At 67.9% G+C, this 14,031-nt stretch carries 12 protein-coding genes; 11 read left to right on the forward strand and 1 reads right to left on the reverse strand.

Translation table 11 applies throughout. The annotated features are described in order from the left end of the window. Positions 1–46 precede the first annotated feature (46 nt). From AB0H00_RS02075 to AB0H00_RS02105, 7 genes are all read left to right on the forward strand, one after another. Complete coding sequence (locus tag AB0H00_RS02075) at positions 47–2,305, forward strand: IniB N-terminal domain-containing protein (protein ID WP_357259332.1); 2,259 nt, start codon at positions 47–49, stop codon at positions 2,303–2,305. 37 nt (positions 2,306–2,342) lie between these two features. Next, positions 2,343–4,205 (forward strand): dynamin family protein, encoded by a 1,863-nt coding sequence (locus AB0H00_RS02080; RefSeq protein WP_357259334.1) that lies wholly within the window; start codon positions 2,343–2,345, stop codon positions 4,203–4,205. After that, positions 4,202–5,749 (forward strand): dynamin family protein, encoded by a 1,548-nt coding sequence (locus tag AB0H00_RS02085; RefSeq protein WP_357259337.1) that lies wholly within the window; start codon positions 4,202–4,204, stop codon positions 5,747–5,749. The genes AB0H00_RS02080 and AB0H00_RS02085 overlap by 4 nt, the downstream gene beginning before the upstream one ends. A gap of 97 nt (positions 5,750–5,846) precedes the next feature. Further along, on the forward strand, positions 5,847–6,425 hold the full coding sequence (locus AB0H00_RS02090; protein WP_357259340.1) for a hypothetical protein: 579 nt from the start codon (positions 5,847–5,849) through the stop codon (positions 6,423–6,425). Next, entirely contained in the window at positions 6,422–6,985 is a 564-nt protein-coding gene (locus tag AB0H00_RS02095) for a hypothetical protein (RefSeq protein WP_357259342.1), read from the forward strand. The genes AB0H00_RS02090 and AB0H00_RS02095 overlap by 4 nt, the downstream gene beginning before the upstream one ends. A 94-nt stretch (positions 6,986–7,079) precedes the next feature. Next, positions 7,080–7,559 carry a GNAT family N-acetyltransferase gene (locus AB0H00_RS02100; RefSeq protein ID WP_357259345.1) on the forward strand — a complete coding sequence of 160 codons (480 nt, stop codon included), beginning with the start codon at positions 7,080–7,082 and terminating at the stop codon, positions 7,557–7,559. 134 nt (positions 7,560–7,693) lie between these two features. Then, positions 7,694–8,335, forward strand: a complete 642-nt coding sequence (locus AB0H00_RS02105; protein ID WP_357259348.1) for an endonuclease — start codon at positions 7,694–7,696, stop codon at positions 8,333–8,335. 19 nt (positions 8,336–8,354) lie between these two features. Here the strand turns inward: AB0H00_RS02105 and AB0H00_RS02110 are convergent, their stop codons facing one another. Beyond that, positions 8,355–9,515, reverse strand: coding sequence for a zinc-binding dehydrogenase (locus tag AB0H00_RS02110; protein ID WP_357259351.1), 1,161 nt, complete (start codon positions 9,513–9,515; stop codon positions 8,355–8,357). Positions 9,516–9,916: 401 nt separating this feature from the next. On the opposite strand from AB0H00_RS02110, the gene dnaK reads away from it, so the two are divergent. The 4 genes from dnaK to AB0H00_RS02130 are packed head-to-tail and all read left to right on the forward strand — an operon-like array spanning position 9,917 to position 14,015. Beyond that, complete coding sequence (gene dnaK, locus AB0H00_RS02115) at positions 9,917–11,764, forward strand: molecular chaperone DnaK (protein ID WP_357259354.1); 1,848 nt, start codon at positions 9,917–9,919, stop codon at positions 11,762–11,764. Further along, positions 11,761–12,432: a nucleotide exchange factor GrpE gene (gene grpE / locus AB0H00_RS02120; protein ID WP_357259357.1), complete on the forward strand. Its 672-nt coding sequence runs from the start codon at positions 11,761–11,763 to the stop codon at positions 12,430–12,432. The genes dnaK and grpE overlap by 4 nt, the downstream gene beginning before the upstream one ends. Before the next feature lie 24 nt (positions 12,433–12,456). Further along, positions 12,457–13,617 (forward strand): molecular chaperone DnaJ, encoded by a 1,161-nt coding sequence (dnaJ, locus tag AB0H00_RS02125; RefSeq protein WP_357259360.1) that lies wholly within the window; start codon positions 12,457–12,459, stop codon positions 13,615–13,617. Beyond that, positions 13,617–14,015, forward strand: coding sequence for a helix-turn-helix transcriptional regulator (locus tag AB0H00_RS02130; protein WP_357259363.1), 399 nt, complete (start codon positions 13,617–13,619; stop codon positions 14,013–14,015). The genes dnaJ and AB0H00_RS02130 overlap by 1 nt, the downstream gene beginning before the upstream one ends. Positions 14,016–14,031: the final 16 nt, after the last annotated feature.

Here is a 14,031-nt window from a genome sequence, read left to right on the forward strand (position 1 = left end):
ACGACTGCGGATCATGAGGTCCGCCGGATCTCAGGAGATGTTTCTGATGACACCCAACGCGATTCTGGAGTTCATCCTCGATCTGTTGCGGAACCACGAGGCCGCAGTCGGCTACTGCGCCAACCCGACTCAGGCGCTTGCCGCGGCGGGCCTTTCCGCGGTAACCCCGGAGGACATCGCGGCCTGTGCCCCGATGGTCGCCGAGTCGGCATTGGTATCGGGCGGTTCCCAGCTGCAGGCGATCGTGGCGGCAGGTGCGCAGACGGGTGCGGTTGCCGCGGTGAACGCGGCAGGCACTGTGGGCGCGGCCGCCGCGGCGGACGCCGGGCTGGACCTCGGCGCCGACCTCGGTGTCGATCTCGGCGCGGGCGCGGGCGCGGGCGCGGGTCTCGGTGTCGACCTCGGCACCGGTCTGAACACAGCGATCGACACCGGCCTGCAGGTCGGCGCAGACCTGGGCGCCGGGCTGACGGCGGGTCTCGACACCGTGGTGAACGCCGGAGCGGACCTGTCCGCCGCCGTGGGGGGCCTGCTCGGAGCAGGCGCCCAGTTGATCACCGGCATCGGGGCGGATGCCGACCTCGGCGCCGAGCTGTCCACCGGCTTGCAGGGCGTGGCGAACATCGGAACCGGACTCGAGACGAGCCTGTCCACCGGGATCGACGCGGCACTGGACGCCGGCGCGGATCTCGGCGCCGGATTATCCACAGGCCTCGACGGTGTGGTGGATGCCACCGAAGGGTTGACGACGGGGCTCGGCGTGGGTTTGCAGGGTGTGGTGGATGCGGCGACGGGTTTGACCGCTGGTCTGGACACAGTGCTGGGATCCGGTGCTGACCTGGCCGCGGGTTTGCAGGGTGTCGTGGATGCGGCGACCGGTTCGACTGCTGGTCTGGACGCGGCGTTGGGTGCTGGTGCACAAGCCGGTGCCGGTCTGGAAGGTGCCATCGGCGCGGCAACTGGTTTGACGACCGGTGTGGATGCGGCATTCGGTGCTGGCGCGCAGGCCGGCGCCGATCTGGGTGCTGGTCTGGAGGGCGCGGTGGAGGGAACAGGCGGCTTGACCTCAGGTCTCGACGCAGCGCTTGGTGCGGGCGTTGGCCTCGGAGCCGGACTGTCGACCGGACTGCAAGGCGCGGGTGAAGCCGGAGCGCAGGTGGGTGCCGGACTCGAGACCGGCCTTTCGACCGGTCTCGGCAGTGCGTTCGACGCCACCGGCCAGGCCGCGACCGGGCTGACCGGCGGAATCGACGGTGCGGCGCAGGGTGCGGGCGATCTGACCACCGGACTCGTCGGCAGTATTTCCTCGGCCGTCGGTGGGGCCGCGAACCTCGGCCCACAGGCGACGGCGGGCCTGGAGACCGGTCTGGCGACGGGGCTCGGTGCGGCCCTCGGCGCGGGCGCTGATCTCGGCGTCGGTCTGTCCACCGGCTTGGACGGCACACTGGACACCGGAGCACAGGTCGGCTCGGGCCTGGAGACTGGAGTCGGCGCGGTGCTCGGTGGGGGCGCCGACACCACGACCGGTCTGGAAACCGGGGTGTCCAGCGGGCTCGGGGCGGGACTGTCCACCGGTTTGGATGGCGCGGTGCAGGCAGGTACCGGCCTCGTGGCCGGGCCCACCGGTGCGATCGACGCGGGTGCCCAGGCTGCGGCCGGCCTCGGCTCGAGCCTGTCGACCGGACTCGAGGCGGGTGCCGGGCTCGGAACCAGCCTGACCACGGGGATCGACGGTGCGATCGGTGCGGGTGCGCACGCCGGTGCCGGCCTGGAGACCGGCTTGTCGTCGACGGTGGGTGGAGCCTTCGGTGCGGGTGCTGACGCGACGACCGGTTGGGAAACCGGTCTCGGTGCCGCGGGTAATGCCGGTGCGGGCCTGTCGAGCGGTATCGAAGGCCAGGCGAGCGCGGGGGCACAGCTGGGATCGAGCCTGGACAGTGGCATCGGCGCGCACGGGACAACCGGTCTGGAGAGCGGCCTGTCCACGGGCCTGGGCACCACGGCAGATCTCGGCGGCGGGCTGAGTTCGACCTTCGGCGGCGCGGTGGACACCGGCGCCGGTCTCGGCGGATCGGTGGGCGACACCACGCAGGGCGCGGTCGACACCGGCGTGGGTCTCGGCGGCAGCGTCGGATCGACCGCGCACACTTGGTCCTCGCTGGACGTGTCGAGTGCCTTCGGTTCGGGTCTGGACAGCGCGACAGGTGCGCAGACCGACACGGGTCTGTTCACGGACACGCACGCGGGTGCCGATCTCACCGGTTCGGCAGGCGCCGACCTCACCGGCGACGCCTTCCTGCACTGACAGTTGCCCTGCGCTACGGAAAGAGGTCGATGCCGCGATGGGGACGCCCGCGCCGAACGCCACGCCACCGGCGGTACCGCTGCTTTCGGTACTCGAGGAAACCATCGCGGCCGCGCGTGCCGCGGGCCGCAACGACCTGGTGGGCCGCCTGGAGGTGGCGGCCGACCGGGTCCGCGACCCACGCAGGCGAATCGTTGTCGCCGGGCTTCTGGACCAAGGCAAGAGCCGCTTCGTCAACGCGCTGCTGAACCTCGACATCTGCCCGGTCGGGGACGACGCGACCACCGCGGTGCCGATGTTGCTGTCGCACGGCCCCGAGCCGAGGGCGGAATTGGTCCTCGCGGCGCACGGTGACTCCAGCGGTGCGGAGACCCGGGTTGTAGTACCGATCGAGGAGATCGGCAGGATCGACGCGCGTTCCCCGCTCACTCGGGGTCGGCGCATCGTGCGCTGGGAGGTCCAGGTGCCCAATGCGCTGTTGGCCGATGGGATCGTGCTGATCGACACTCCGGGTGTCGGCGCGCACGGGAGTTCCTATGCCGCGAACGTGCTCGGCATGGTGCCCGCGGCCGATGCGGTGCTGGTGCTCTCCGACGCGTCCACCGAACTCACCGAGCCGGAACTCGCCTTTCTCCGGCAGGTGCGGGAGCTGTGTCCGACGGTCGCGTTGTTGCTCACGAAGACCGACCTGTACCCGCACTGGCGTCAGGTGCACGAGGCCGACCGGTGTCATCTCGAGCGGGCCGGTCTCGATGTGCCCATGATTGCCGTCTCGTCGCTGCTGCGCAGCCACGCGCTGCGTTTGCAGGACCCGCAGCTGGGCATGGAATCCGGTTTCGGCGTGCTCTATCAATTCCTGCGCGACCAGGTTGTCGCCCGCGATCAGCTCGCGACGCGTGCTGCGGTGGCCCGCGACATCCGTTCCGCGGCGGAACATCTGGCGCTTGCGCTGGGCAGTGAGCTGGTCGCGGTGCGTGATCCGGCGCAGGGCGCGGCGGCCGTTCGCGAATTGCAGTCCGCCCGCGCCGCGGCCGAGGAACTCCACCGCCGCACCGCGGCGTGGCAGCAGACCCTTGCCGACGGCATCACCGACCTGGCCGGTGATGTCGACCACGATCTGCGGGACCGGCTGCGCACCATCGCACGGACCACCGAGGAGTGGATCGACGAGCACGATCCTGGCCGGCACTGGGACCGCATCGCCGAACACCTCACCGGAACCATCGACACCGCGCTCGGCGACAACCTGTTGTGGACCCATACGCGGGCGCTCTACCTGGCCGAGCGGGTCGCGGAGCATTTCTCCGAGATCGGCGCCGTCGACCTGCCGGACGTGCGTCCCGGACCGCAGGCCGATACCGGCCACACCAATTCCGGCACGCTCGCCGACCTGGAGCCCGACATCGGCTTCGGCAGCAAGCTGCTCGTCGGCATGCGCGGCTCCTACGGCGGTGTGCTCATGGTCGGGCTGGCCAGCACGTTCGCCGGGCTCGCGCTACTCAACCCGATCTCGATCGGCGCGGGAGTCCTGGTCGGCGGCAAGGCCTTCCGTGACGACAAGCAGGCAAGGCTGGCCAAGCGCCGAAACGAGGCGAAGGCGGCGGTGCGCAGGTTCGTCGACGACGTGGCGTTCCAGGCGGGTAAAGAGTCGAAGGACCGGTTGCACCGCATCCACCGCGCGCTGCGCGACCATTACGCCGGTGTCGCACAGCGGAGCCTGCGCTCGCTCGATGACTCGCTGCGTGCGGCACAGGAAGCGGCGACAATGGCCACCACTCGACGCGCCGAACGTGCGGCGCTGCTCGAACAGCAGCTGCGCGTGGTCGCCGAGCTGCGCCGATATGCCGATGTCATGCAGGCCGCACTACCGACCGGACCGGCCGGTACGGTAGCTCCGTGACACGTGAAGGTGGCGCGGCGCCAGGGATCGTCGCTGAGGCGCATCGGCTGGTCGGCGCGGCGCGGGCGGCGCTGGCGAGCGAACCGCGACCTCGGGCACTGCTGGTCGACTGCGCTCGCAGATTGGACCAGCCGCTGCGCGTAGCACTGGCCGGCTCGCTCAAAGCGGGCAAGTCGACTCTGCTGAATTCCCTTGTCGGGCAAGATATAGCCCCGACCGATGCGACCGAGTGCACCAGGGTGGTCACCTGGTACCGGTACGGTTCCACACCGAGCGTGACGGCGTACGCCTACGACGGCGCTCGCGCGAACGTGGTGGTCCGGCGTGGCGGCGGAGCGCACGGTCTCACCTTCGACTTGGATCGGCTGCACTGGGACGCGCCGACACCGCGCGAGGTCGACCACCTGGAGGTCGAGTGGCCCGCGGCGGCGCTCGCGCACACGACGATCATCGACACACCGGGTACGTCGTCGCTGTCACGTGAGGTGTCGCGGCGCACCGTGCGGCTGTTGACGCCGGAGGAGGACGAGGAGCGGGTGCAGGAGAATCTCGCTGTTCCGGGCGCTGACGCGATCGTGTACCTGCTGCGCAGACTGGACGCCGCGGACGTACGCTTCCTGGAGCGGGTCGGCGCCGGAAACGCCCAGGAGACATCGGGATTGCCGGGCCCGCTCGGCGTCGTCGGTGTGGTGTCGCGGGCGGATGAAATCGGCGCAGGACGGATCGATGCGTTGCACTCCGCGCGCGATGTCGCCATGCGTTTCGCCGCGGAACTCGAGCGAACCGGGCTGTGTCAGGCCGTGATTCCGGTTGCCGGACTGCTCGCGTTCGCCGCCGCAACGCTGCGCCAGCAGGAATTCGCGGCGTTCGAGGCGCTGGCATGTATTCCCGTCGACGACCTGAGCGCGGCGCTGCTGTCGGCGGATCGGTTCGCACGTGCCGACATTCCGCTTCCCGTGCGGCCGGAGCTGCGCGCGCAGCTCGCCGAGCGATTCGGCATGTTCGGTATTCGCATGGCGATCACGTTGATCCGGCTCGGCGTGCGTGATTCGGTCAGGCTCGCCGCCGAATTGACCATCCGCAGTGGTGTCGACGAGTTACGGTCCGTGCTGGACGTGCAGTTCGGCCAACGCGCCGACCAGCTGAAGGCGCATTCCGCTCTCACGGCGCTGGCCAGGGTGCTCACCGCCTATCCTGGCACCCGAGCCGATAGTCTGCTGCCTCAGGTGCGCACCCTGCTCGCCGACGTCCACGGCTTCGCCGAGCTGCGTCTGCTCGGCCGACTGCGAACCGACGAATTGACGCTGCCCGCCACCGATCTCGCCGAACTTCACCGCATCATCGGCGGCACCGGTATCGCCCCCCATCTGCGTCTCGGCCTCCCGGTCGACGCGGCGCCCTCGGTGCAGCGCGCCCATGCGGTCGCCGCGGTCCGGAAGTGGCGTGCCCGCGCCCGCCATCCCCTCGCCGACCAGTTCACCGCCACCGCCTGCCTGACCGCTGCCCGCAGCGCGGAGGGAACCCTGAGCCTGCTGCCCGAGTAGGTAGGCATTTGGTGCGGGCATCGGGCTATGCCGGGGCAATCGGATCGGTCGCCAGCGAGCACGTCCATTCGTTCGAGTCGAACGAACAGGAGTAGCAGTGATCGGTGTGCAGGCGATCGGTGCAATAGGCCGCTTGCGGGTCGCCGGCTTCACGTCGGCTTTCGGTAACGGCGCTACCGGGGTTGCGTTGCCGATTGTGCTGGCTTCCTCGTTCAGTGGATGGCAGGTCGGGGCGGTGCTGGCCGCGTTGAGGCTTGGGATGTCGTATTCGTTCGCCCGCGGCGGTGTCGAAGCCGACCGAGCACACCGCGTCCGCCAGATGATCTTCTTCGACTGCGTCCGGGCCGCCGCGACGGCCGGAATCGCCGTAGCCACACTGGTTCCCACGTCGAGTGGGTGGCTACTCGCCGCAGCATGTTCACTGGCGAACGGCATCAGCGTCGGTTTCTATCGTCCGGCGCTCTCCGCGTATTGGACCGACATCCTGGACCAGGACACCCGCCGATCCGGGTTGGCGTCCAACGCGCTGATCAACCGGACAGGATTGGCTGTCGGCGCGGCCACCGCGGGTTTTCTTGTCGCTGCTCAGGTTTCGATCTGGGTTCTGGTGGTCGACGCTGTCACCTTTGTCGTATCTACGCCACGTTGGCTACGTTGCCATGGCTTCGTTCGGTGATCTCGACCAGCATCGTGTCGTCCCTCTTCCTGGCCATGTGCCAGGTCGCGGCTCCGCTCGCGCTCGTCGAGCTCTACAGCCCCGGCCAGATCGGACTGATCCAGTCACTGCCGGTGCTGTTTCTGTTCGCCGGTAATCTTGTGGCTCGCTTCGTCGATCCCCCCATACCCGGCGCCTGGCTGGCTACGAGCCTGGTCATGAAGCCGCTGTCCTACGCTGCGATCGGATGCCATCTCCCTGCTCTGATTCCTTCAGCTCTGGCTTGCGGCTCTTCGTTCTCGGATTCCGTCAACGGTCCACGGTTGGCGAACACCATCGCGGAGGGTTTTCCCTCCGCGGATCGCGGCAAGGTCTTTGCCGCGCAGCAAGGTTCCGGGTCGCTGCTTTCGCCGGTCGGCCTGATCCTGGCTGGGGTACTGACGACCGCTGTCACGCCGCAGATCATGCTGATGCTCTGCGCTGGGATACTTGCCGTGCTGGCCATCATTCCGTGCATGAAATCCGGTTTCTGGCATTTTCGGACCAGCGGAGTAGCACAACCCGCGAACTCGTTTGCGTAGGCGGGCGAGGCCCGGCACCGGAGCTTTCAGACCTGGATTTCATGGCGTACCCGTTGGCCGACACTGTCCGAAAGATCCGCATTGAGGAGCGCCTGTGATCGTTACGCCCCTTCAGCCTGAACGCATCGGCGAAGTCCGCCAGCTCATGGAACTCGGCGAGCCCTATATCCGTGCACGCACCCTGTCCGACTACTGGCTCTATGCCAAGCTGTTCTCCTCGACCTGCCCGATCATGATCGGAGAGGACAACACCATCACCGGAGCGGTGATCGCGTTCCGAAGCCAAGACGACCCCGCAGACCTGTATGTCCAGGATGTCATGACCCATCCGCAGCACCGGCGCCGCGGCATCGCACTAGCGCTTCTGCGCAGCGTGCGATCACAGGCCGAGAAGTGGGACTGCGAGCGCCTCTATCTGACCTCCGAGCTCGACAACCAGGCAGCGCACTCCAGTTGGACCGCTCTCGGCTTCGTCAACGCGCCCGGCGACCACGAGGTCAACGGCATCTCGATCGTCACCGATTTCAAAGGGCCGGGCCGCAGCCGGGCCGTCTACGAATTGCCCCTGGCCTGAATGGCGGAGCCAGGAACGCCGCGGCCAGGTGGCCAGGAGCCTTCGAGGCCCGCACACACCGATCGACGGTGTTCGGCGACGTGGTGTATCGGCGGACCTGCTGGGTACGCGGCCGGTAACGAGAGGAGGTCGCGATGAGTCAGCAGGATGTGGTGCACGCGTTGCTCGACCGGGCGGGCAAGAGATATGCCGTGGAAGCGGGCATCAAGCTGGACGACAAACCCGCTCCGCTGTTCCAGCTGCTCATGCTCGCCGTGTTGCTCAGCGCCCGGATCTCCGCCGATATAGCGGTGGCGGCCGCGCGGGAGCTGATCCATAGCGGCTACCGCACGCCCCGGCGGGTAGCCGACGCGGACTGGCAGGACCTGGTGGACGCGCTCGGCAGGGCGCACTATCGCCGTTACGACGAGAGCACCGCCACGAAGCTGCACGCCAGCGCCGCGCATGTGCTCGATCGATACCACGGTGACCTGCGCAAACTCGGCGAGGAGGCGCGAAACGAACCGAAGCGCGCCGCCGAACTGCTGCGCGAATTCCAGGGCATCGGGCCGACCGGAAGCGACATCTTCCTGCGTGAGGTCCAGGACATCTGGACCTGGGTTCGGCCGTATTTCGACGAGCGTGCCCTCCGCGGCGCCAAACGTGTCCGGCTTCCGGATGATCCCGGTCGGCTGGCCGATCTCGCGCGCGACCACGCAGCGGATCTCGCCGCGGCGCTGGTGCGCGTGACTTTGGACGAGAAGATCGCCGACGACGTACTCGCCACCGAGCGGTGAGGTCGACCTTGGTAGGCCGTCAGACCGGAGTGACGGCGGAATTGCTCGGATCCACCACAATCTTCGCGTGCTGCTCCGGATTGCCGAGGGCGGTGAAGGCGTTCTCCACGCCGGCCAGACCGACGGTGCCGGTGATCAGCGGTGTCGGATCGACCTGTCCCTCGGCGAGCATGTGTAGGGTGTCGCGGAACTCGCCGGGGTCGTAGCCGAGCACGAACCGCAATTCTATTTCCTTGTTGATCGCCAACGCGGGCTGGAAACGGTCGGTTTCCATACATACGCCGACCACGACCACCCGCGACAGCGGCGGCGCGGCGGTAAGTATCTGGTCGATGATCCCGGGCACACCCACGCATTCGAAGATCACCGGTCCGGCCGGTCCCGCGTTCAGCGTGTGCGCCAGCCGGAAGATGTACCACCACGGCAGGTTCGGGACGCGCCGCAGCCGTTCCATGGTGTCGAAGCCGAGGCCGAGGATGTCGGTGACGCCGTTGATCCGGCCCTTCGGTGCGGCTGTCCACGGTGACTCGGTGGCCGGGTCGACCACGACGTCGGCGCCGCACGCGGTCGCGAGTTCCCTTCGCCGCGGCGAGAATTCGCTGGCCACCACGGTACGCACGCCCGCGGCCTTCAGCATGCTGATCACCGCGAGGCCGATAGGACCACAGCCGATGACGAACGCGGTCTGGCCCTTCCCGACCTTGCCCCTGCGCACGGCGTGCCAGGCGACCGCCATCGGCTCGGTGAGTGCGGCGTGCTCGGCGGACAATCCGTTCGGCACCGGCATGGTCATCGATTCCTGGACCACCACCTGCTCGGCGTAGCCGCCGGGCGCCGCGGTCGACAGGCCGACCAGGTGTGGCTGCTTGCCGTGCCGCACGATCGGCAGGGCTACCACCGGGGTGCCCGCCTTCCATCGTTTGCGACAGCCCGGCCCGTACTCGAGTATCGCGCCGCTGAACTCGTGGCCGAGCACCACACTCTGATCCGACCGCATGAAGTGGTCGTACCCGGTGGCAGCGGCCAGATCCGCCATTTCGTCGGCATGTGTCCTGGCGTGCAGGTCGGAACCGCAGATGCCGCAGCGGGACACGCTGATCAATACCTGACCAGGGCCGGGGCTCGGCGTCGGCAGGTCGGTTATCTCGAACTTCGTATCGGTGACGACGGCGGCCCTCATGGCGACTCCTCGGATCGGCGGCGCACGGCGGGCGCCTGGTGCGGTCACCCAGCCGCCACCCTAATGCGCGGTAACGGGCACGCGGGCGAAACGTAACGGGGCGCCGACGGCTCCGCCGGAGCGTTCCTTCGGATTGCGCGCCGCCCTGATTTCGGGTCGCGGGAATCAATCGCGGCGGTCGATCGTTGAGCTGTACGGCAACGTTGAGTGTGTGTGGCTCAAGTTTCAGTTGACTCTCGGTGTCCACTGGGTGCAAGATTGAGTCGACCACGCTCAGCGTTGCTGGGACCGTGCTCCGTGTGGTGCTTGGGGCGAGGTCTCGCGGCACCCCACCAGGTGCCGTTGGGCGGCTCTTCGTCCGGCACCGACACAACTAAGTACGTCAACTAGGAGGAACCACCATGGCTCGTGCGGTCGGAATCGACCTCGGGACCACGAACTCGGTCGTCGCCGTTCTCGAAGGCGGCGAGCCGGTCGTCGTCGCCAACTCGGAAGGATCGCGCACCACCCCGTCGGTCGTCGCGTTCGCGAAGAACGGCGAGGTATTGGTCGGCCAGCCGGCCAAGAACCAGGCCGTCACCAACGTCGACCGCACCATCCGCTCGGTCAAGCGGCACATCGGCACCGACTGGTCCGTGGCCATCGATGACAAGAAGTACACCGCGCAGGAGATCAGCGCCCGCGTGCTGATGAAGCTGAAGCGTGACGCCGAGGCCTACCTCGGTGAGGAGATCACCGACGCGGTCATCACCGTCCCCGCGTACTTCGAGGACTCCCAGCGGCAGGCGACCAAGGAAGCCGGCCAGATCGCCGGCATGAACGTGCTGCGCATCGTCAACGAGCCCACCGCTGCCGCGCTCGCGTACGGCTTGGACAAGGGTGACAAGGAACAGACCATCCTGGTCTTCGACCTCGGTGGCGGTACCTTCGACGTCTCGCTGCTGGAGATCGGCGAGGGCGTCGTCGAGGTCCGCGCCACCTCCGGCGACAACCACCTCGGTGGTGACGACTGGGACGAGCGGGTCGTGCAGTGGCTGGTCGACAAGTTCAAGAACAGCTCGGGTATCGACCTGACCAAGGACAAGATGGCGATGCAACGGCTGCGTGAGGCCGCCGAGAAGGCCAAGATCGAGCTGAGTTCCTCGCAGAGCACCTCGATCAACCTGCCCTACATCACCGTCGACGCGGACAAGAACCCTCTGTTCCTCGATGAGCAGCTGACCCGCGCCGAGTTCCAAAAGATCACCTCGGACCTGCTCGACCGCACCCGTGCGCCGTTCCAGTCCGTGATCAAGGACGCGGGCATCAAGGTGTCCGACATCGACCACGTTGTGCTCGTCGGTGGCTCCACCCGGATGCCTGCCGTTTCCGATCTGGTCAAGGAACTGACCGGCGGCAAGGAGCCCAACAAGGGCGTGAACCCGGACGAGGTCGTCGCCGTCGGCGCCGCCCTGCAGGCCGGTGTGCTCAAGGGCGAGGTCAAGGACGTCCTGTTGCTCGATGTGACCCCGCTGTCGCTGGGTATCGAGACCAAGGGTGGCGTGATGACCAAGCTCATCGAGCGCAACACCACGATCCCGACCAAGCGTTCGGAGACCTTCACCACGGCCGACGACAACCAGCCTTCGGTGCAGATCCAGGTGTTCCAGGGTGAACGCGAGATCGCCTCGCACAACAAGCTGCTCGGCTCCTTCGAGCTGACCGGCATCCCGCCCGCCCCGCGCGGCGTACCGCAGATCGAGGTCACCTTCGACATCGACGCCAACGGCATCGTGCACGTGACCGCGAAGGACAAGGGCACCGGCAAGGAGAACAGGATCAAGATCCAGGACGGCTCCGGTCTGTCCAAGGAAGAGATCGACCGGATGGTCAGGGACGCCGAGGCGCACGCCGCCGAGGACAAGGCCCGCCGCGAGGAGGCCGAGACCCGCAACCAGGCCGAGTCGCTGGTGCACCAGACCGAGAAGTTCATCAAGGACAACGAGGACAAGGTCCCCGCGGACGTGAAGTCCAAGGTCGAGGCGGCCATCGGTGAGGCGAACGAGGCGCTGAAGGGCACCGACATCGCCGCGGTCAAGGCGGCCGTCGAAAAGCTGGCGACCGAGTCGCAGGCGCTCGGCCAGGCGATCTACGAGGCGTCCGCGGCGGATGCCGCCGCATCCGGCAACGGTGCGTCGAGCTCCGCGGACGATGACCAGGTCGTGGACGCCGAGGTCGTGGACGAGCCGGTCGACACGGAGAAGAAGTGACACAGGGCAACTCCGAACAGGAGCCGATCACCTTCGTCGACAACCGGAAGGTCGACCCGGAGACCGGCGAGATCCGCGAGCCGGCCGCGGACAACGGCGCTGCGGCCGCCCCTGCCCCCGCCGCCGAGCCGGCCCCCGCCGCGGGCAATGGTGCGCCCCAGACCGAGACGCTCGCCGACACCATCGGCGGCGAGCTCGCCGAGCGCACCGCCGATCTGCAGCGGCTGACCGCGGAGTACGCCAACTACCGGCGCCGCGTCGAGCGCGACCGCAAGGCTGCCACCGACGCCGCGAAGGCATCGGTGGTCACCGAACTGCTCGGCGTACTCGACGATCTCGACCGGGCTCGGGCGCACGGGGACCTGGAGTCCGGGCCGCTGAGGTCGGTGGCCGACAAGCTGGCGGCCGCGCTGCAGAAGCAGGGCCTCGAGGAGTTCGGTTCGGAGGGTGAGCCTTTCGATCCGACCCTGCACGAGGCCGTGCAGCACGAGGGCTCTGGGCATGACCCGGTGATCGGCGTAGTTATGCGCAAGGGCTATCGGTTCGGCGATCGGGTGCTTCGGCACGCGCTCGTCGGGGTAACCGATGGCGTAGCCGATCTGGCGGAGACCGCCGATCGGCCGACGGAAGAGGCATCGGACGTTGATGCCGACACGAGCGACCGATAAGAACGCGAGAGGAGGAGATGCTCGGTGAGCCAACGGGAGTGGATCGAAAAGGACTTCTACAAGGAGCTGGGTGTTTCCTCCGCCGCCTCGCAGGATGAGATCAAGAAGGCGTACCGCAAGCTCGCGCGCGACTTGCACCCGGACGCCAATCCCGGCGACACCAAGGCCGAGGAGCGGTTCAAGACCGTCAGCGAGGCGCATGCCGTGCTGTCGGATCCGGCCAAGCGCAAGGAGTACGACGAAACCCGCAAGCTGTTCGCGGGTGGCGGCGGTTACGGTCGCGGCGGATTCACTCCCGGCGCCGGCGGCGGCTTCTCTCAGGAATTCAACATCGGGGACATTTTCGGCGGCGCGAACGCGGGCGACGGTGGCCTCGGTGACCTGTTCGGTGGTCTGTTCAACCGGGGCGGCACGCGGACCGCGAGCCGCCCGCGGCGCGGTGCCGACGTGGAGACCGAGACAACGCTCGGTTTCCGCGAAGCGGCACAGGGCGTCACGGTTCCGCTGCGGATGACAAGCCCGTCGCCGTGCACTACCTGTCACGGCAGCGGCGCCAAACCGGGGACCAGTCCACGAGTCTGCCCCCTCTGCAACGGAACCGGCGTCGTCAGCCGCAACCAGGGGGCGTTCGGCTTCAGCGAGCCGTGCGACGATTGCCGTGGGACCGGCTCGATCATCGACGACCCCTGCACCGACTGCCGCGGCAGCGGGATCCAGAACCGCACACGCACCATTACGGTGCGGATTCCCCCGGGAGTCAGTGACGGGCAGCGGATCCGGTTGGCGGGCCAAGGTGAGGCGGGGCTGCGCGGTGCGCCGTCGGGTGACCTGTATGTCACTGTGCACGTCAGCCAGGACAAGGTCTTCGGCCGCAACGGCGACGACCTGACCCTGGTGCTTCCGGTCAGTTACAGTGAATTGGTCTTGGGCACAACGGTTTCCGTGCCAACGCTGGAGGGCCGGGTCGGCGTGAAGGTACCTCCTGGTACTGTCGACGGCCGCATCCTGCGGGTGCGTGGCCGTGGCGTGCCCAAGCGCGGCGGCGGTGCCGGTGACCTTTTGGTCACCGTCAAGGTCGCGGTGCCACAGAAGCTGGACAGCGATGCCCTCGATGCGCTGAAGCGCTACCAGGAGGCGGAGAAGGTGAGCGGATTCGACCCACGTGCGGGATGGGCGGGTGCGTGATGTCGTCGGATCCGAAGAATGCGTCCGCCGGTTCGCGTGCCGAGTTCTTCATGATCTCGGTGGCGGCCCAACTCGCGGGCATGCACGCGCAGACATTGCGCACGTATGACCGACTGGGACTGGTGACGCCGCAACGCACTTCGGGCGGTGGGCGCCGCTACTCGGCACGGGACGTGGAGCTGCTGCGCGAGGTGCAGCGGCTGTCCCAGGACGAGGGTGTCAACCTGGCGGGCATCAAACGCATCATCGAACTGACCAATCAGGTGGAGGAACTGCGCCAGCATGTCGCCGAACTGTCGGCAGAGCTGGAGCGGCTGCGGGCGGGCTACCGGCCCGATCTCTCGCCGCCGCAACGCAGCACGGCGTTGGTTGTCTGGAAGCCGCGCAACCGGCGCTGACGACGACGGCACACCG

The organism is Nocardia sp. NPDC023852 (assembly GCF_040639505.1).
Classification (GTDB): Bacteria; Actinomycetota; Actinomycetes; order Mycobacteriales; family Mycobacteriaceae; genus Nocardia.